The sequence below is a fragment of the Endozoicomonas numazuensis genome, assembly GCF_000722635.1.
In the GTDB taxonomy this organism is placed as follows: domain Bacteria; phylum Pseudomonadota; class Gammaproteobacteria; order Pseudomonadales; family Endozoicomonadaceae; genus Endozoicomonas_A; species Endozoicomonas_A numazuensis.
The window spans coordinates 880405-900114 of the sequence record NZ_JOKH01000003.1 but is presented as its reverse complement, the minus strand read 5'-3'; the positions used below and the strand labels follow the sequence as shown (position 1 = coordinate 900114).

Annotated in this window: 12 protein-coding genes; 4 read left to right on the top strand and 8 right to left on the bottom strand. The window is 47.2% G+C overall.

All coding sequences use genetic code 11. The annotated features are described in order from the left end of the window. The first annotated feature begins 74 nt into the window (after nucleotides 1-74). Nucleotides 75-2321, top strand: coding sequence for a winged helix-turn-helix domain-containing protein (locus tag GZ78_RS16645; protein ID WP_034838142.1), 2247 nt, complete (start codon nucleotides 75-77; stop codon nucleotides 2319-2321). Between the two features lie 577 nt (nucleotides 2322-2898). Here the strand turns inward: GZ78_RS16645 and GZ78_RS16635 are convergent. The 8 genes from GZ78_RS16635 to GZ78_RS16600 all read right to left on the bottom strand — a co-directional run bounded on the left by GZ78_RS16635 (nucleotide 2899) and on the right by GZ78_RS16600 (nucleotide 13510). Then, entirely contained in the window at nucleotides 2899-4545 is a 1647-nt protein-coding gene (locus tag GZ78_RS16635; RefSeq protein ID WP_081869895.1) for an ABC transporter ATP-binding protein, read from the bottom strand. 1 nt (nucleotide 4546) lies between these two features. Then, entirely contained in the window at nucleotides 4547-5938 is a 1392-nt protein-coding gene (locus GZ78_RS16630; protein ID WP_034838580.1) for an ABC transporter permease, read from the bottom strand. A 112-nt stretch (nucleotides 5939-6050) separates the two neighbouring features. Beyond that, a complete protein-coding gene (locus GZ78_RS16625; protein ID WP_034838138.1) occupies nucleotides 6051-7028 on the bottom strand; it encodes an ABC transporter permease in 978 nt (325 codons plus the stop codon). 87 nt (nucleotides 7029-7115) lie between these two features. Continuing rightward, nucleotides 7116-9284: an ABC transporter substrate-binding protein gene (locus GZ78_RS16620; protein WP_034838135.1), complete on the bottom strand. Its 2169-nt coding sequence runs from the start codon at nucleotides 9282-9284 to the stop codon at nucleotides 7116-7118. A 178-nt stretch (nucleotides 9285-9462) separates the two neighbouring features. Further along, the gene (locus tag GZ78_RS16615) at nucleotides 9463-9864 is read right to left on the bottom strand and encodes a type II toxin-antitoxin system VapC family toxin (RefSeq protein ID WP_201772742.1); all 402 of its coding nucleotides are present in this window, start codon (nucleotides 9862-9864) and stop codon (nucleotides 9463-9465) included. A gap of 11 nt (nucleotides 9865-9875) precedes the next feature. Further along, nucleotides 9876-10106 carry a type II toxin-antitoxin system VapB family antitoxin gene (gene vapB, locus GZ78_RS16610; RefSeq protein WP_034838130.1) on the bottom strand — a complete coding sequence of 77 codons (231 nt, stop codon included), beginning with the start codon at nucleotides 10104-10106 and terminating at the stop codon, nucleotides 9876-9878. Nucleotides 10107-10267: 161 nt separating this feature from the next. Next, a complete protein-coding gene (locus GZ78_RS16605) occupies nucleotides 10268-10588 on the bottom strand; it encodes a helix-turn-helix domain-containing protein (RefSeq protein ID WP_034838127.1) in 321 nt (106 codons plus the stop codon). Between the two features lie 93 nt (nucleotides 10589-10681). After that, nucleotides 10682-13510: a M16 family metallopeptidase gene (locus tag GZ78_RS16600; protein WP_051786257.1), complete on the bottom strand. Its 2829-nt coding sequence runs from the start codon at nucleotides 13508-13510 to the stop codon at nucleotides 10682-10684. A 1076-nt stretch (nucleotides 13511-14586) separates the two neighbouring features. Here GZ78_RS16600 and GZ78_RS16595 point away from each other — a divergent pair. From GZ78_RS16595 to GZ78_RS16585, 3 genes are all read left to right on the top strand, one after another. Next, complete coding sequence (locus tag GZ78_RS16595) at nucleotides 14587-17325, top strand: TonB-dependent receptor plug domain-containing protein (protein ID WP_201772728.1); 2739 nt, start codon at nucleotides 14587-14589, stop codon at nucleotides 17323-17325. Nucleotides 17326-17426: 101 nt separating this feature from the next. Further along, nucleotides 17427-18230 carry a DUF3450 domain-containing protein gene (locus tag GZ78_RS16590; RefSeq protein ID WP_201772727.1) on the top strand — a complete coding sequence of 268 codons (804 nt, stop codon included), beginning with the start codon at nucleotides 17427-17429 and terminating at the stop codon, nucleotides 18228-18230. After that, on the top strand, nucleotides 18230-19693 hold the full coding sequence (locus GZ78_RS16585) for a MotA/TolQ/ExbB proton channel family protein (protein ID WP_051786256.1): 1464 nt from the start codon (nucleotides 18230-18232) through the stop codon (nucleotides 19691-19693). The genes GZ78_RS16590 and GZ78_RS16585 overlap by 1 nt, the downstream gene beginning before the upstream one ends. Nucleotides 19694-19710 lie beyond the last annotated feature (17 nt).

Below are 19710 nucleotides of genomic sequence, written 5' to 3'. Positions count from 1 at the left end.
TTGGGATAATCTTTAACCTCTGCTCATCACTATTCTGGTGAGCTTACCGCAGCTGTTATTGCAAAGAGGGTCCAATGGACTGGAAGCAGGGCTTCAGGTTGGGTGAGTGGGATGTTCATCCGGAAACAGGGGTTTTTATCAAAGGTGGCATGAAGCAACATGCCGAGCCCAAGCTGGTGGATGTGCTTCTGGTGTTGATAAACCATCAGGGCAATGTCGTCAGTCGTGATACGCTCCTTTGTGAAGCCTGGCGAGATTTAGTGGTTTCCGATGAGGTACTGACTCGCTGTATTTCAGAATTGCGTACCTTGCTCGGGGACACTTCGAGAGAACGACATTACATTAGAACGATCCCAAGAAGAGGTTATATGCTGGTGGCTGAAGTGGTGCCACTGGAAAATACTGAATCGGCTTTGACTGAGTCTTCAACCCATTCATCACATCCTTCACCCTCAGAAACCGTTGAGAGTAAGGCAGAACCTGTTAATAAGGTTTCATCACCACAAGCTCCGGAGTCCGTTCAAGCAGGCAATGTGCCCTGGCCTGCAAAGCTGGTCACCGACCTTATCGGTTTGTTGCAAGCCATGGTTAGTGCATTGGTCAAAGTCTTTAAATACTCTTTTGTCACTGTCATGCTGATTGTTTTTATGGTTCTGGTGTATGCCGGTTTGAACAGAGACCCTGATCGTCCTTTCGCCAGTGTGCAGATAGGCATGGATGAGTCTGTTGAAGAGTCTTTTGAAGCGAGGGGCGATAGCTCTAATGAAGAAGCGTTGCTAGAGGTGGTTGATCTGGCAGTGGATGTAGGCAAGCAGGTTCAACAGGAATTGGGCAGAAAAATTGCGATTCAGAAAGGCACACTGAAGCCGGAAGAAGAGCAGTTGGAAGGTACGGTCAGTTATGAAGCCTATGAACAGTACCTGCTAGGCAGGAACTTCTGGCGGGTGAGAACAGAACCTTCGTTGAAAAAAGCCTCCCGTTATTTCAAAAGAGCGGTCGAGCTGGATAAAAATTATGCCCAGGCTTGGGCCGGATTAGCAGACACTCAAGTGCTGCAAACCTTTTATGGGTATGGAGATCGGGACCTTTTATTAGCTGAGGCCGATAAAAGTTCAGCGCAAGCCGTAAAGCTGGCACCGGAATTGGCAGAAGCCCACGGGGCGAGAGGCGTTTTCTTGTCAGAGTCCGGCCGAATGGATGAAGCGATTGCAGCCCTGAAAATGGCTACTCGGTTGAAGCCCGACTTTTCCATGGCGCATATGTGGCTGGGTAATGCATGGCTGGCCCAGGGCATGGTGCGAAATGCCTATGAATCTTACCGCAGTGCCTATGATCTGGATCCATTGCATGCTTCGGTGAGACTGAACTATCTGTCGGGTATGACTCTGATTGGCAAAGCCCAGGAAGCTCGTTTACTGGCTGAAAAGTTTGCTCAGGAGTCCGATGAGTTTTTAATGATGCCCGTTAAGCAGGCCATTGTCGCCGGTTATTATGATCGTGCGCTGGATCGCATCAGTATGCTGCAGGAGCAAGGTAAAAACGTTGGGGGTCTGGAATACAAGGCCATGCATTCGCTGATCTACCTGAATCAGGTCAATGCGGTGAAAGGTTTGATCAGAAACTCTGAAAAAGGGGCAGATCCCTGGCAGGATTTCACACTGGCAGCCTTACTGGATTTGAAAGAACGCAATGCCGCGAGTCTTAAAATGACGCTTGGCAGCATTGAGCGAGAAGGCATCAATAACGACTGGTGTAAAGGGTTTAACTATGACCTTTTGGCATCCCATGAGCACTGGCTGAATAAAGACTGGTTAAAAGCAGAAAGAACATTTGCTGCCCTTGTTCAGGATGCCCCCCACCAATGCCTTTCTGACCCTCAGCCTATTATTGCGGGCTATCTTTATCAGGCCAGAGCAATGGAAAAACTGGGGGACTACGCCACTCGCACCCAGCATTTGAACTCAGCCCGTAAAGCGATTGAAAGCAATTGGGAAAAAGGTTGGAGAAGTCCTGAGTTTATGGTGGCTGCACTGGCGTGGGCACTGATAGATGGCCAGGATGAACTGGCCAGACAGTATCTGGAGTTTATGAAAGAAAATGGCATACAACCCTGGGGTATGATTGCCATGATGCCACTGCTGGACGATTACCACGAAGCGGAAGTTCTCAAGCCTTATAAAGGAAGACTGCAGTTGCATTACCTTCAGCAACAGGAAAGAGCAGCCAATCTGTCTTCACAGTTGATGAAAGCCTTATTAAGTGCGGACAGGGAAAAACCTGAGGGTTTGAAAGCTGGAGGATCGGAAGGCTGGAAGGTTTGAAGGCTAGAAGGCTGGAGGGCTTGAGAGCCACACACGACCCTTCGACAAGCTCAGGGTGAGCGGTATCCCAATCTAGATAGGCATGAAGGTTTGAAGGCTACAACTCGTTCCCATGCTCTGCGTGGGAATGCATACACTCCCAAAAATTGGGCACCTAGAGATAGCGTATGGGGTTCCCACGCTGGAGCATGGGAACCAGAAACACTCCCAAAAAAAAATTGGGCTCCTAGAGATAGCGTATGGGGTTCCCACGCTGGAGCATGGGAACCAGAAACACTCCCAAAAAAAAATTGGGCTCCTAGAGATAGCGTATGGGGTTCCCACGCTGGAGCATGGGAACCAGAAACACTCCCAAAAAAAAATTGGGCTCCTAGAGATAGCGTATGGGGTTCCCACGCTGGAGCATGGGAACCAGAAACTTTCCAGCTTTCCAGCTTTCCAGCTTTCCAGCTTTCCAGCTTTCCAGCTTTCCAGCTTTCCAGCCTTCCAGCTTTCCAGCCTTCCAGCCTTCCAGCCTTCCAGCCTTCCAGCCTTCCAGCCTTCCAGCCTTCCAGCCTTCCAGCCTTCCAGCCTTTAATTAATGCACTTTCGGCACCGCACTCAATAGATTACGTGTGTAATCATGTTGCGGGTTGGTCAGCACATCTTCTGTTTTACCCTGCTCAACAATCTTACCGCCCTGCATGACCGCAACCCGGTGGGCCAGGTGAGGAATGATTGAGAGGTCGTGAGTAATGAACAGATAAGAGACTTGCAGCTCTCTTTGCAGTTCCAGCAGCAGGTCCATAACTTCTGCCCGGATAGATACATCCAGCGCACTGGTGGGCTCATCGCAAATGATCAGATCAGGCTCTACCGCAAGAGCCCGGGCAATGGCGATACGCTGACGCTGACCACCGGAGAACTCGTGGGGATAACGGTAGCGGTGTTCTGGTTCCAGTTGAACTCTGTTCAGAAGAGACTCTACACGTTGTTCTCTTTCTGCTTTGCTCAGGCCCATCTTCAGGCTGATCATACCTTCTTCAATAATGTCACCGACGGTCATTCGAGGGTTCATGGAAGAATAAGGGCTTTGGAAAATCACCTGAATTTTTTTGCGAAGAGGTAGCATTTCCTTGCGGGAGAACGTATTCACTTTCTGGTTGTTGTACCAGATCTCACCGCCAGTGGCTTTTTCAAGATTAAGAATGGCTCGCCCGGTGGTGGATTTACCGCAGCCTGATTCACCCACCAGAGCCAACGTTTCACCTTTTGCTATGGAAAAGCTGATACCGTTCACGGCCTTGGTGTAATCATGAACTCGCTGGAGCAGTCCTTTGCAGACGGGAAAGTGCACTTCCAGATTATCCACCTTGAGCAGAGGCGCTGGATCGGTAGCCGGACGATAAGAATCCATATCGGGCAGACTGTTGATAAGACGACGGCTGTACTCTTCCTGAGGGTTTTCGAAGAAGGCATCACAACTGCCTTCTTCAATGATTTCACCTTTGTACATGACGCCAACGCGATCAGCCGTTTCACGAACAACGCCCATATCATGAGTAATCAGCAGTACCGCCAACTTATGACTCACGGTGAGTTTTTTGACCAGTTCCAGAATCTGTTTCTGTATGGTCACGTCCAGGGCTGTGGTAGGTTCATCCGCCAGAAGAATATCAGGCTCACAGGCCAGGGCCATGGCAATCATGACTCGTTGCTGCTGGCCCCCGGACATTTGGTGAGGGTACCAGTCGACACGCTTTTCGGGATCAGGAAGGCCAACTTCGTCAAACAGCTGAATCGCTCGTTTTTTGATGTCATCACCGGCCAGTTGGGTATGAATCTTTAACGTTTCAGCAATCTGGTCACCGACTTTCTGAACCGGGTTCAGGGAGGTCAGTGCATCCTGGAAGATCATGGCGATCTTCTTGCCACGAATGGTGCCCATTTCCTGCTCGGTCAGGGCAAACAGGTTGGTGTCACCCTGCTGGATTTTTCCTTTCGTGATTTTCAGGGCATCAGGCAGGAGACGCATGATCGACAATGACGTCATAGACTTGCCGCTGCCTGATTCACCCACCAACGCAAAGACTTCTCCCTTATTCAACTGAAAGCTGACGTCTTTCAGAATACGGGTATCGGGCTGATGTCTCAGGACAACATTAAGATGGGATACCTGAAGTGCCAGTTCCTTGCTTTCAACGGTTCTGGCTTCGGTCTTCCTCAGGGCTTCTGTAATGCTCATATCAGGCAGCCTCCAGCTTGGTTTTAGGGTCAAAAGCGTCGTTAACCAGATCAGAGAAAAGGTTAACGGAGAGCACCAGGGTAAACATCAATACGAATGCACCAGCCAGATTCCACCAGATGGAGGGTTCCCGGGACAGTTCTGTACTGGCCAGATTAATCATGTTGCCCCAGCTGGCCATAGCCGGATCAACACCTACGCCTATATAGGAAAGAACCGCTTCAGCCAATACCAGACCACTGAAGTCCAGTACAAAGGAGATCAGGATGATATGGCTAAGGTTTGGCAGGATATGTCGCCAGATGATTTGCAGATGGCTGACTCCAAAGGCATGAGCCGCCTGAACGTAGTCCAGCTGGCTGATTTTCAGAGTTTCGGCCCTGAGCAGGCGGCATAAAGTGGTCCAGCTGGTAATACCCAGAATAAAGCAGAGTGCCAGGAACTTGGCATCGGCCTTTTCCAGTCCTACTTCAAAGTAAGAAGGGTTGTTATTGATCCAGACCTGAAACAACAGAACAGAAGCTGCAATCAGCAACAGGCCGGGAATGGAGATCAGCGTGGTGTAAATATACTGAATAATGTCGTCTATCCAACCTCTGAAATAACCCGCCATAATGCCAAGAGAGATAGCTATGGGCATGGTGATCAGGGTGGCCAGTGTGCCGATAAGCACTCCGGTACGTATGCCTTTCAGACTTTCATAAAGCGTATCGTTACCGGCCTGGTCTGTCCCCAGAACATGATAAAGATTACCCATAGTGACCAGCCAGCCGAAGACAGCCATGATGACTGCAAACGTAATCCAGGCAGAAGACCAGGGCAGGGCAGGTTGAGTGGATTTGCTGCGTTTGAGGAGTAGCCAGTGAATACCAATCAGTATTCCAGCCAGAATAAGCCCTGAAAAGATGCCCTTGAAAGATTGTAAAACCATATCAATAGCTTGATCGTCAGGGCTTTCCAGATGTTGGCCGCCAAAAGTCAGTTCCGGGTAATCCCGAACAGTGTCACCGGTCTCGGTCTTGATGTTTTCACGATTCCAGGACTTCAGTGAGAAAGGAGAGGAGTAGGTTCTTTCCTGACGCTCACCCATTTCTCCCAGCATCAGATCCAGAACACTGTTGACTTTATTGTTGTAGTAAACCTGTTCAGAGCTCTGACCTTCAGCAGCAGGCAGTTCCGTTCGAAAATGCAGGGAGTCCAGAAGAGCAACACTGACGTATGTCATGATAATGACGAAGGTGCTCATTCCCAGCTTTGTAGAGAAAACTTCACGCCAGCGATTCCTGTTTTCAGGATTACGGCGCAGGGTGTAGATGAAAAATGATACCAGCCCGACCAGAATGAAGATCAGGATATCCGTCCAGAGGACAACCGGTTTAAATGCTAAATCCATGTTGAGTTCCCTGGAGGCTGACTGAGAATGGCGCTCGAGCATAAAGTTCAGTGAACAAGATGACCGTTCTTTCTGGACTTTAGGCCGAGCTGTCCATTTTCTGTCAGCCTCCTTAGTTCAGTCTTACCCGGGGATCAGCCCAGGTGTATGAAATGTCAGTCATAATGAGACCGGTGATGTAAAGCACTGACCCCAGAAAGACCATGGCACGGACAATGGCAAAGTCCTGAGCTCGAATGGCATCCAGCATGTAGCTGCCCAGCCCGGGAATACTGAAGAATGACTCCATAACCAGACTTCCCATGAACAGGGTGGGGATAACCACGACCACCCCGGTCAGAATCGGCAGCATGGCATTAGGCAGAATATGACGGAACAGTACTCCGGCTTCGCTTACGCCTTTAGCGCGAGCGGTTCGGGAGAAATCCTGACCTGACACATCGATAAACAGGGTACGGTACCAGCGGGCTCCAGCCCCGATACCGGCAATGATGCCAATGATGATCGGGAGTATCAGGAAGCGCCAGGCATCAATCCCCTCATTGAATCCGGAAACAGGCACCAGTTTGGAAAGCTTCGCGATCGAGTATTGTCCGACAATGATGTAGAAGAGATAAGAGATGGACATCAGGGTGACAAAGATAGCAACCGCAAAACGGTCAAGACGGCTGCCACGGAACATAAGCACCATCAGGGCAACACAAATATTAACCCAGACACCAATCATAAAGGTGGGTAGCGCCAGAGCCAGACTGGGGCCCATGCGGTCTGAGATATCTGAGCTGATATCCCGGCCTTCATCGGAACGACCAAAATCAAAAGCAAAGAGCTTGAGTGATTTATTGAAGAAGATGGTCTCGGTGAATGAGCCTGTGCCTTGCGACTCACTGTTGTAGAACAGAGGATCGTCGTAGCCTTTTTCTTCAATCCAGTTATCAATAGCGTCCTCAGTAACGTATTTGTCACCCAGATGAGCCCTTGCCATATCTTCCGGAGTGTTGACCACGAAAAACAGCAGGAAGGTCAGAACATTAACGCCAATAAGAATCGGCAGTGCGTAAAAGAGTCTTCTTAGTATGTATACAAGCATTTTTTATCGCTCATGGCTGTTTTGTAACCCTGAAATCTCTGGAACCGGACACTGGATCTCAGTGTCCGTCCGACATTGTTTTTATAATTATTCTGTTTCTATGGTCAGTTTTTGCCTGCGACGGTAGGCGCCTATTCCTGGAATGATCAGAGCAAGAAGTAAGCCAATACTGCCCAGCAACGGAATCACATTGGGTGAATTCCAGGCAACCTGCTTCTCTGCCCTGATCTGTTCATCAAGGCGAACGTACTTCAGAGTCCCCTGGCTGATGCCGTGTCGTTTAGTGTTAAAGACCCAGTGGTTGGAGAGGTAGTAATCTTTCTGGTTAAAGCCCCAGATCCATGGACTATCTTTCTGAACTATTTCAACCATTTGATCAATGGCTGCCTGTCTTGCGGGTCCATTGGGAAGAGATTTAACCTGGTCATAGAGACGGTCAAATTCGGGACTGTCATAGTTGGATGAATTACTTCCGTCACACGCACACTTCACCAGTCCTTGCCGGCTGTCCAACAGGAACAGAAAGTTTTCAGGGTCTGGATAATCCGCCAACCAGCCCCAGCGGAAAATCTGGGTATTCCCCTGACGCATTTTTTCCTTAAAGCGGGGGTAGTCGGTGGTTCGGAACTCAAGTTGAATGTTTAATCTGGCAAATTGTTTTTTCATCCAGTCCAGATTTGGGCTGGTGTCTTTTGCGGTGGTGTCGAGATAAAGAATGAGAGGCTCACCTGTTTCAGCATGACGCCCATTGGGATAGCCAGCTTCTGCAAGTAGCTTCCTGGCTTCTTCAATAGGTTTGCGGACAGCACTATTGGTTTTTTCATCCCAGTCAAATACAAAGGGGTTCATACCTTCTGCGCCAGGACGGTAGCCAAACAGCCCTGGTGGTATGGGACCGTGAGCGATCTGCCCAAGGCCATTAACAAAAATGTCGATGTATTCCTGATCATTGAAAATGATGCTGATAGCCTGACGTAACTTACGTTTGTCTTCTGTGTATCCTCCAACAACGGGATCAAGCATATTAAAGCCGGTATAGAAGATAGAAGGTCTAACCTCTTCATCCACTACAATATCTCTTCCTTCCAGCTCTTTGGTTAGCTCTAGTCCATCAGGTCCCACAGTGAAAGCCTGATCAAATGTGGCTGTATTTATATTGGAGTGACCATCACCGGAGCGGTCGTAATAACCTTGAGTGAATTTACTCCACTGCGAAGTAGCTGCTTTCTCATAGCGGAAAATAGCCTTATCGATAAAGGGCAGCTTTTTTCCTGCATCAGCAAGATAACCACGCTCGACATCGTTTTCAGAACCTTCCGTTGGATAGAAGTCGTCCCGGTAGTTCGGGTTTTTTTCCAGAATGATCTCACGATTGGGGGAATTCCGGGTCATCATAAAGGGGCCGGTACCAATCGGATTCCAATCCAGTGTCAGGTTTTTCTTCTCAAAGCCGGGGTTGTGGTAAAAACGATCGGCCTCGAACGGGACTGGTGCAAAGAAACGCATAGCCAGCCAGTATTGAAACTGAGGGTAGGAACCCTTGATGCGGATAGTAAACGTCAAGTCATCAACTTTCTGGAGACCTTCCATTTCAAAGTCTCGCAGATCAAGCCATTGATCTTCTTGGCGTGCCTCTTTGACTGTTTGACCGAACGCTTTCATCCCTACGATATAGTCAGACATGAGCCCAATCAGCGGAGATTTGTTGATGGGGTCGCCCATTCGTTTGATCTGATAAATATAATCGTCTGCTTTCAGGGTGCGGGTGTCAGTGACCGGAAAGTCCTGCAAAAGTATATAAGGTGCACTTTCTGCGGGTGTACTGAAAAGATACAGCGGGTTGCCTTCCTGGTCTTTGGCAAAGGCTGGGTGAGGCTGGTAAAGCGTATTGGGCTTGAGCTTTATAGTGACCAGACTGTAGGCCGGTGTTTCACTGTCGGAAACGGATTCTAACTGGTCATTGAGAAACGTGATTTCTGGAAGTTTCTCAGCAGTCGCCGGTTGCAGTTCATAAGGGCGTTTCAGGAAATGATACTGCAGTGGCGGCTCATAAATCTGGTCAAGAAAAAGACCTTCTTCTGCACTGTAAGAGCGAACCGGATCAAGATGCTTGGGGCGATTAATAAAACTACCGAAGTAGGTGTTAATTTCTGGATCTGTCGGCGGGTTAGGGTCATTCCAGGGGCCGGAGCAGCCTGTCAGCAGAGTAGCCGCAGTCAGCGTGGCAGCCAGATACCTGGTTGCTTTTCGGTTCATAATAACTTCATTCCCGTTATTTTAATTATTGTTTCAGCCATGAGCGCTATTCATAACTGGTGCTCCAGGGTTACTGAAGCATATCCTTGTATGCAGAGTCGGGTAATGTCTGCTTAGTTGCCTTGATGTCGGATTCTACTTATTTGTCAAGGAAACGTCATCATTTCAATTGAATTCGTTACTGAACCCAATCTTCGAACATCAAGTCAGGCACACGTTTGAATTCACGGATATTATTCGTGACTAAAACACTGTTCGTTGCAATGGAATGTCCTGCAATTGCAGTGTCGTTTGCATCTATAAGTGTGCCTTTTTCTGTGAGTGCTTTCTTTATTAGGGCTGTGGCATCAATCGCCTGACGATCCCAGGGCAGTACTGCGTCAATCCGTTGTAAAAAAGCATCAACTAAAACTTGATGCTTGGGCGAAGCTTTTTTTCCAATACAGCCAAATTGCATTTCTGCGTAGGTGATGGCTGAAATAACAATACGACTTTGCTCTTTTACTTTGTTTTCCAGTTGCTGAAGAACGGCTATAGGTTGTTCTCTCATTATGAAACTACAGATGCAGGTATCCAGCATGTAGAGCTTTTTCATGAATCAAAACGACCTTCATCAGCAATAATATCGCTGCGCTCAGACATGAAATCATCATCTGCAGGGTCGTAGTCTGCCAGTGAAGACCATGTAGGGCGAGCGGGTTTAAGAATGATTCGATCACCCTCTTTTATTATTTCAAGTTCGCTGATGCCTTCAAACTCCATGTCTTTGGGGAGTCGAATAGCCTGGTTTCGGCCATTCTTGAAAATCGATACTGTACGCATAGGAACCTCAATTTTATTTTTAGCATATGCCAAGCATATACAAGAGTGTCGGTAAGTCAAATATGGGGTGCTTTCAATTCCTGTAGTGTGAGGCCTATCCAAACCTTATGTCTGCAATGACCAGTATATTGGTCAAGGAAACGTCATCATTTCAATTCTCATCATTTCTGCAATTGTTCAACTTGAATACCCAAGGCTTCTGCCACACGTTCCAGCGTTTTGAGCTGAGGCGTTGAATCACGATTTTCAATCTGAGCCATTGCAGACTGGCTAATGCCCATTTTGTCGGCTAACTGTTCCTGACTCAGCTTTTTATATTTGCGCCAGGCAGTTATTAAACTGAATCCTTGAACCTGAAAGCCAACTACATCATGAGGGAAGTAGGCTTCTTTATCTTCTCTCAGTGACTTTATGACTTCATTAGCACTCATAGAGAGTTGAAACTGGCTTGCTGCTCCTTCTACGGGGTCTTTAGTGATCATCTATTGCTCAGGTTAGAAATGCAGGAAAGGTTAATCCAGATCAGTAAAGGTGTCATTCTGAAATGCGGTGAGAGTATTCCCACCGCTTGCTGTTTACCCCTTGGGCTGAAGTATCTCTACATCACCCAGCCCCAGTGCCCGGACTTCTTTTTCAATTTTTTCCAGATCACCCACGACCATCCAGATCATGGTTTCAGGATCGAGTCGTTTGTCTCCGGCTGCTCGAACGGATTCGGTATCGATGCCTTTGAGCAGATCAGCGTATTGCTCAAGATAGTTCTGCGGAAGGTTGTAGGTTTCGACCCGGCTGATGGCGCTCAGCAAACGATCATTGGTCTCAAAGCGTCCCGCCTGTTCCTTGAGGCGGTTATCACGATAGCGGGTGACTTCATCAGCAGAGGCCATTTCATCAGTAAACACCGCTTGCAGTTCATGACGAATTTCTGCCAGTGCGGGGCCCGTCTTATCGGTTTGAACAGAAGTACGAATCAGATAAGGTCTCTGGGCTTTGGTATCCCTGCTGTAGGATCGGGCACCGTAGGACCAGCGCTTTTCTTCCCGAAGATTCATATTGATTCGAGAAGTGAATTCTCCGCCCAGCAGGTCATTGAAAACACTGAAAGACAATTCTTCATCCAGCTGGTCTGAGGTTAATGCGGGTAACAGTTGAGCTACGGCGATGGTGGATTGTTGTGCGTCAGGCTGGTTGATCAGATAAACCTTGGGTTGGCTGGGTTGGGCAATTTCGGGGAATTTCACCTGGGGGATCGCCTTTTCAGGTGCACTCCAGGTTGCCAGGTTTTGTTCCAGTGCTGGCAGTAACTGCTCTAAATTAACATCACCAACTAAAAACAGCGTGGCATTATCGGGTCGAATCCAGTCGTTATAATAGTCGACAATTGTCTTGCGCTTGATAGAAGTCAGAGTGTCTGCATTTCCTGAACCTGTAGCGGGTGTAGCATAGGGGTGGTCTGCGCTGTAAAGCACATGGGGCAGCTCTCTTTGAAGAAGAGAAGTTGGAGTGGTTTTTTCCTGACCGATTTGCTGCAGCTTTTGTGCTTTCAGTTGATCAATATCACCTTGGTCAAACCCGGGTGCTGTCACCATTTCGGTCAGAATACCCAGGCTGGGAACCAGATTCGAAGAAAGGCTGCTCAAGCTGACAGATGCCTGATCCCCTGAGATAGAGGTCGATAAAGTGGTACCCAGTTTGTCCAGCTCTGTTTGAAGTCCAGCGCTATCCCGCTGCTCGTTACCTTCTCTAAGCATTTCCAGAGTAAAGCCAGGTACGCCCGGACCATAATTCTGATGACTGGATAACCCACCGTTAAACTGAAGACGCATGGACACCATCGGGGTGCTGGTTCGATTGGCCAGAACAATCTTCAGGCCGTTGCTCAGTTCAGCGCGCTGAATCTCGGGCAGGTCCAGCTTTTTACCATCGCCCACAGCAGGCAACTGGCTTCTGTCGGCGCCTTCAGTGGTTGCAGTGTATTTGGGATATGGCAGAACTGTTTGTATATAAACACCGTCGTTCAACCATTTTTTACCGGCTGTCTGAATAGAATCAGGAGTCGCTTGTGTCAGATGTTGCGAAGAAACCTGATAAAAGCCGGGATTGCCATGATAAACCTCTCCAGAGGCCAGAATGTCAGATTTACCCCCAAAGCCACCCACGCGTTCAGTTTCACGGATAAAGTTGGCTGTAAACCGAATGCGAGCCTGATCCAGCTCTGCTTGTTCTATACCTTCTTGCAGGGCTTTATCGAGCTCTTCGCGAATGATGGCTTCTATTTTTGCAAGATCTGCATCAGGCTTTGCATCGGCGCTAATGTAAATTTGGCCTGCCAGAAGTCTTGAATAAATGGAAGCAGAAACATCGGTCACAAGTTGTTCTTCTTTCACCAGTCGTTGATAGAGCCTGGAGCTTTCACCATCACCGAGAATAGAGGCCAGTAACTGGATTTCGATGTTTTCACTGGCACCATCCTGAGGAATGTTCCAGCTCAATGTTAATCGGGGCTGAGTAACATGATCCTGCATTACACGACGTTTTTCGCCTGTGCGTTTGGCTACCCAGGCACCGGGTACGCTCAGGGGAGGGCCGGGCTGAATGTCTGCAAAGTATTGACCGACTTTTTCCCTGGCTGTTTTTTCATCAATATCACCAGCCAGCACAATCACTGCGTTACTGGGGCCATAATATTGTTTGAACCACCCCTTAACGTCTTCCAGGCTGGCTGCATCCAGATCTTCCATAGAGCCAATGACAGACCAGGAGTATGGGTGCCCGGCAGGGAAAGTGTCTTGCGCCATTTGTCCCCAGGACTTGCCATAGGGGCGGTTTTCACCCTGACGTTTTTCGTTCTGTACTACGCCTCGTTGAATATCCAGTTTTTCCTGAGTGACGGCGCCAAGGAAATGTCCCATTCGATCGGACTCCATCCATAGCGCCATATCCAAAGCTTGAGTGGGCACTGTCTGAAAATAGTTAGTGCGATCATTGTTGGTCGTGCCGTTCATATCGGTAGCACCGGCACTGAGGAAGGGGACGAAAAAGTCCTGGTCAAAATTTTCCGAGCCATTAAACATCAGGTGTTCAAACAGGTGAGCAAAACCAGTCTTGCCGAAAGGTTCATCTTTTGAGCCCACCTTGTACCAGACATTAACCGCCACAACGGGAGCCTTTCTGTCTTCGTGAACAACGACTGTCAGCCCATTGTCGAGAACAAATTTTTGGTATGGGATATTAACCGTTGGTAATGAGGATGCGTGACTGGGTGAGAGTGTTGAAGTGTTTTTGGCTTCAATGGAAAGCTGGCTGCACCCGGTCAAAAGCAGGGAAGTCGCAATCAGTGCGGATAGAGTTTTTCGCTTAAACTGCAGATGTTGGTAACTACCAATGGCTCTTTTTATATTCATTGTAACGGCATTCTCTTTATTATCTGGCACTCATCGGGGTTAGATATGAGTGTAACGTCCTTGCTTTTGGCTAGTCGCAATGTGTTGTCTATTTATCGTTCAACAGCTGCGGTGCAAATCATGGCTCAAAGATCACCCAAACATTAAAATGGTTTCAAAGCTTTTTATAGTCATTATTCAGGTAAATATTTTTCTGGATGACTTTTGAGCAAGATTATTATGTCAGCTGTTTTCCATTGTATTGGAAAGCCCGTGATCAATTAATCAGCACACTCTCTGGTTTACTTCTTTGGCCGACTCATAAAGTTGAAAAATACTATTCCATTATTTTTTACAAGTCACGAGTCATTGACCATTAATTGAACGGTATAAACGACAATAGCTGAGTATATATATTAATTAAATGAATAAAAATTCACATTAAATTAAATTTATTATTTTTAGTAATTAATAAGTTTTTACTAAATCTGTGGGTTTCGTGAAAAGAGTCACAATTCAAGAATCTCTTTTGATATTTTTTTACACAAAATCATGAATGAAAAACAAACCTTTAGCCCTTGTCTTGTCAGGGGTTTGGGGGGTTATCATTCGACTTAATTCAGGGTGTAATAGGACAGCTTAAAATTTGATCAATATTTATAGTTGATTTTACGTATTGAAAAGATTTAAATTCACACTGCGTCACAATTTTGAAACAGTCGTATGGTTTCAAAAGTATTACAGGAAGTAATCAATACGGAGTTCTTTCAAGCCTGCATTGATTAAATAATGCTCTGTTGAAACTGCTTTTTAATCTCATTAAATCGCAGCGTGGCGAAGTATTACCTGTAAAAAGTGAAATTTATAGATAAGCCGGAAGATATCGGCGAATAAAAAAAAGAAATGCCAGTTTTATTACTCGCTGTGATGGAACAGGCAATACAGCCCTGAGCGGGCTAAGAGCTGAAAACGATTAAGTTGGAAGCTCTCCTGGGCTGGAGCCCCTTTTATGTATTAAACCTGTTGGGGAGTGGGTTTAGTTGTTGCGTTAAATAGGGATTACCTCAGGTGTCTGAAGCCGGTCAGGTGTCTACAACTTGATCGAAAGCAAGACAGTCGAGAGGTCACCTGCCGGGAATGGCGGTGTAGTGGCAAGGAGCCAAAAGCTCAAGCTGGCCAATAATAAACACTATAAGTGGATAGCAAGGAAAAATAATAACATGTTCAGAAGGACTGCACTTAGCACGGCCGTCGTCGTGGCTATGGGGGCTTCTGCTGGCTCAACAATGGCCATTGCAGAAGAGCAAGAAGTCGAAAAGCTTGAAAAGATTCAAGTGACTGGCTCTCGGATATCTCGGGTGGATGTAGAAGGCGCATCACCAGTCACAGTTATATCTGCTGACGATATCGAAACTCGTGGTTACACTGACATATTTGAAGCCCTTAACTCTCTTAATCAAAATACCGGTGGATCGTTAAACCAACAGAATGCTTTTACTTTTACACCTACTGCTCAAGCTGTAAATTTACGTGGCTTGGGAGTTGGGCGTAGTTTGATTCTTATTGATGGTAAAAGACTTCCCATGTTTCCACTTGGGGCCAATGGTGATACCAGTTTTGCTGATTTAGGACAAATTCCTGTTGCTGCTGTAGAGCGAATTGAAGTGCTTACTGATGGTGCTTCTGCAATTTATGGTTCTGATGCAATTAGTGGTGTTGTAAACGTCATTCTTAAAAAAGATTATGAAGGTGTTGAGATAAAAGCCAGAGCAGGTGATGCTCATGATGGAGGCTATGCTAATGGCCGAGTAGAACTGTTAGCAGGAACTTCAACGGAAAGATCCAGAGTGACTTTTGTTGCCCAGATTCAGGGTAACGAAATGTTGCGCAATAAGGATAGGGACTGGGCTGATAGCGACATGAGTGATCGTAGCCAACTGGCTGCTTACAGCTCTTATGGCGCTAGTTTTGAGGCGGATGATAGTCGCATATTTACTCCTAGTGATTGTCAGGCTGTTGTAGGAGGGAATGGTGTTGATCGATCAGATGGTAAGTGCGGTTACAATCGTTCAGCTCACAGAACGCTGAAGCCAGAAAATGAATCTTATGATTTGATGACTAATTTTGAGTTTGATCTATCAGAAGATATAACTGCTTTTACTCGTTTGAGGTTAGGTCAAAAAGAAACATTGGCCTATTTTGAGCCAAATGCTTATGACGTGGAATTGGCAGCAACAGATCCTGGAAATCCAACCTTCGGTACATCGGATCCCGTTAAAGGGGAATATACTCGGAGGATGGTTGAGTTTGGAGAACGTCAAAGTGGGGCAGACAGTCAGTATTATGGGGGCTTTGCTGGGTTAAATGGTTTGCTGATGGACGAATATGATTGGGAAATGTCTGTCGGCTACACCAAGCAAAAAGTAGAAACCTCCAGCCCTGAAATAATTCAAGCTGAACTGGATGCAATGGTTAAGTCTGGTGAGTTGAATTTATTTGAGAGAATTCCTCAAAGTGTTGTTGATCGGATTTCAGGTAAAAGCACTACAGATGCTGAGTCTTCCATATTGAGTTACACTGCCAGTCTGTCAGGAGATTTGTTCGAACTTCCGTCAGGAACTGCTGGCTTTGCTACCTTCGCAGAAATAAATAAAACCAAGTATGAAGATAAAAGAGACCAGGGAACGCTTGACGGCATTTATGTAGGTAGCGGAGGCACATCTGGTGGTGGCAAGAGAACTCAGGTAGGGGTCGGTGCAGAAGTTCTTGTACCAGTAGTCGACAAGGTGGAAGTGACACTTGCCGCACGTTATGACGATTATAAAGATGACTCAAACACAGGCTCAGCTGTAACACCAAAAGTATCTTTCACATATCGTCCAGTTGATGAGGTGTTGGTTCGCGGTAGTTGGGGCAAGAGCTTTAGGGCTCCTGATATGCAGCGCTTGTTCGGTGCTGGTGTTAACGCTTTTAATGATTCTTTAGATCCAACATACTGTGATGCTTATGTTGGTACAGAAGAAGGTCGAAAAGTAGCTTGTGGTACTCAGTACTTTGATGTTGTAACTGGTGCAAATAAAGAACTGGAAGAAGAAACTGGAACCAACTACTCATTCGGTGTTGTTTGGGAAGCAGCTGATAATCTGACGCTGTCTGCAGACTGGTACAAGATTGAACTGAAAGATCTGGTTGTTGATCCTGAGCTGGGTCGAGTAATTGCAGATCCTAGCCGCTATGCCGGTGCCCAGGTTATACGTAATGCTCCTGCAGAAGGTCAGACTGTAGGGACCATCGATACTGTGATTTACGGACCTGTAAACCAAGCGGGTGAAACCGTTGAAGGTGTTGATGCTTCTGTTCGCTATACATTCCCAGAGACTAAGTATGGTGAATTTAATACGCAGTTCTCTGTGACACATCTGATCAAGCGTGAAACTCAGACTTCAGACACTGATCCAGTGAAAGATGTTACTGAGTATGAACCAGGTGTTCAGTCAACACTGAGCTTGGGGTGGGCTTACCAGAACTTGAGTGCGAATTTGTTTCTGAAATACAGAAGCAGCTTCTGCTCAGGGTTTGCTAATGACTACTATTTCACAGACTGTGATGCCGCCAAGGACGCAGGCTATGAAACCAAAGTTGGTAGCATGACAACAGTGAATCTTTCTGGTAAATATCGCTTCAATGAGAATGCTTCTATTGGCTTCGGTATTACCAATATTGGTGATGTAACTCCTCCAGCCGATCCTCTGGAAGCTTTCTCTCCGTTCTATGCAATCGATTATGATAACCCAGTAGGTCGTACATACTATATTGAAGGTTCCTACAAGTTCTAACAGGAATCTGAAAACAGTGGAGCACGGTTATGCCGTGCTTCAGGCTCTTTAGATGAAAACTCGTTAAATAATAACAACACCCTCATGGGAAATGGCAGTCCATGATCAAAATGAAAATAAAAACTCACAAGGTTAAAAGCCTGTGCAGTGTACTTGCATTAAGTACTGCGTTGTCGGCTTCAATACTTTCCCCCGTTGCACTGGCAGAAGATCCTCTTTCCAGTGCGTTATCCACTCAGCAAAAAACTGATAAGGCTTCTCAAATCTCCCAGGGCAAGGTAGATAATCTATCGAACCAGACTCAGGAGTTATTAGCCGAATACAAAAGCGTGATCCGTCAGGTAGAGGCGCTGAAAGTTTATAACCGCCAGCTGCAAAAAGTGGTGACTGCCCAGCAAACTGAAATTGAATCCATGCTGGAGCAAATTAAAACGCTGGATCAGACCAATATTGAGATTACGCCTCTCATGTTAAAAATGGTCGGTGCTTTGGAAGAGTTTATTGAACTGGATGTTCCTTTCCAGATGAAAGAGCGCCGTGATCGTGTTACTCGCCTACAAGCCACTCTGGACAGCCCGAACGTCACTACTTCGGAAAAATACCGCAAGATTCTTGAGTCCTACCAGATTGAAACTGACTTTGGCCGCACTATTGAAGCCTATGAAGCCAGTCTGGGTGAGGGCGACGATACCCGTACTTATAACTTCCTCCGTATCGGTCGTGTAGCGCTGCTGTATCAATCCCTGGATGGTGCTGAAACCGGTCAGTGGAACAAGGAAACCCGCCAATGGGAAGTCCTGCCGGAAAGCTACCGTGCCGGTGTTAATCAGGGTCTGAAAATTGCCCGCAAGCAGGCTCCGCATAACCTGATCAAACTGCCTGTTCGCACAGCGGAGGATGCGTGATGAAGTACCTTCAAAACTCTTTTTACGGACAGTTTTACGAACTGTTTTACGGACTGAGAAAGGCGATCAAGCCGGTTGCTATCGCCATGGCCGTAGGTTTTGCGGCTCCAGCCTCTGCTGAGACAGGTCTGACCGCTCTGCAAGGTCTGCTGGACAAAATAAAGCAGGATGGTGTCACAGAAAGTCGTGACAACCGTGCCCGTGAAGCTCGATTTCTGAGTGAGAAAAATAACCAGCAACAGTTGCTGGCAGAGGCTAAAGCGGAGTTAAAAGCTCAGGAAACCCTGAGTGATAAACTGCTTAAGCAGTCTGATACTAACGAACAGGCCCTGAAAGAAACGCAAAATACGCTGGATATTCGCTCCGGTGAATTGAAAGAGCTGTTTGGTGTGGTTCGTCAGTTTGCCGGAGACAACCGGGGGGTTTTTGAAGCCTCCATGACGACCGCTCAGTACCCTGAGCGAACCGCTTTTATGGCGGAAATGGCTGAAAGTAAAAAATTGCCAACCACTGCGAAGTTAGAACAGTTCTGGCATGAAATCTTTCAGGAGATGGTAGAGGCAGGCCGTGTGGTTAAAATGCCTGCAACTGTCGTGTATGGGGAAGGCAATGAAGCCCAGAAAGAGATTATCCGTGTGGGTACTTTCAACGCGATTGCCGATGGAAAATACCTGAACTATTCACCTGCTGTGGGTAAGTTTCAGGAACTCTCCCGTCAGCCAGATTCGTCCATTCTTTCTTCGGTAGAAGCGCTGGAACAGTCTACTGCCGGCTTTGTCCCTTTCTATATTGATCCCTCACGTGGTCAGATCCTGTCTCTGCTGGTTCAAAGCCCCAGTGTGACTGAACGAATCGACCAGGGTGGTGTGGTTGGTTATGTCATTCTTGGTCTGGGTGCCCTGGGCATGTTGCTGGCATTGTTCTGCTTTTTGAACCTGACCCGTATCGGTCTGGGTGTGAGCAAGCAGCAGAAGTCTGAGCAAGTCATCAAGGGGAATCCTCTGGGTGAAATCATGCAGACCTATCAGGACAACCGCGAATCTGACCTTGAAACACTGGAGCTCAAGCTGGACGAAATTATCATGCGTTCTGCTCCGGCCATTGAGCGAGGTGTGGGGTCCATTAAACTGATTGCCTCCGTTGCGCCGCTGCTGGGTCTGCTGGGTACTGTTGTCGGTATGATTGCGACCTTCCAGGCGATTACCCTGTTTGGTACAGGTGATCCCAAGCTGATGGCAAATGGCATTTCTGAAGCATTGGTTACCACGATGCTGGGTCTGGTGGTCGCTATTCCAACCCTGTTTGCACACAGTCTGGTTCAGAGCAAGAGCCGTCGTATGATTCAGATTCTGGAAGAGCAGAGTGCAGGCTTTATTGCCAAGCATCAGGAGCAGGATCTGAATTCTGGAGTCCGTAATGTGAGGTCTTCTGTAAGTCCTCAGGACGCGCAACCCGTCACTTAATAAGAGAAAGGGAGGAA

Coding starts and splice junctions, on each gene's coding strand:
- GZ78_RS16645 (WP_034838142.1), top strand. CDS start 75: ATGGACTGGAAGCAGGGCTTCAGGTTGGGTGAGTGGGATGTTCATCCG.
- GZ78_RS16635 (WP_081869895.1), bottom strand. CDS start 4,545: ATGAGCATTACAGAAGCCCTGAGGAAGACCGAAGCCAGAACCGTTGAA.
- GZ78_RS16630 (WP_034838580.1), bottom strand. CDS start 5,938: ATGGATTTAGCATTTAAACCGGTTGTCCTCTGGACGGATATCCTGATC.
- GZ78_RS16625 (WP_034838138.1), bottom strand. CDS start 7,028: ATGCTTGTATACATACTAAGAAGACTCTTTTACGCACTGCCGATTCTT.
- GZ78_RS16620 (WP_034838135.1), bottom strand. CDS start 9,284: ATGAACCGAAAAGCAACCAGGTATCTGGCTGCCACGCTGACTGCGGCT.
- GZ78_RS16615 (WP_201772742.1), bottom strand. CDS start 9,864: ATGCTGGATACCTGCATCTGTAGTTTCATAATGAGAGAACAACCTATA.
- vapB (WP_034838130.1), bottom strand. CDS start 10,106: ATGCGTACAGTATCGATTTTCAAGAATGGCCGAAACCAGGCTATTCGA.
- GZ78_RS16605 (WP_034838127.1), bottom strand. CDS start 10,588: ATGATCACTAAAGACCCCGTAGAAGGAGCAGCAAGCCAGTTTCAACTC.
- GZ78_RS16600 (WP_051786257.1), bottom strand. CDS start 13,510: ATGAATATAAAAAGAGCCATTGGTAGTTACCAACATCTGCAGTTTAAG.
- GZ78_RS16590 (WP_201772727.1), top strand. CDS start 17,427: ATGATCAAAATGAAAATAAAAACTCACAAGGTTAAAAGCCTGTGCAGT.
- GZ78_RS16585 (WP_051786256.1), top strand. CDS start 18,230: ATGAAGTACCTTCAAAACTCTTTTTACGGACAGTTTTACGAACTGTTT.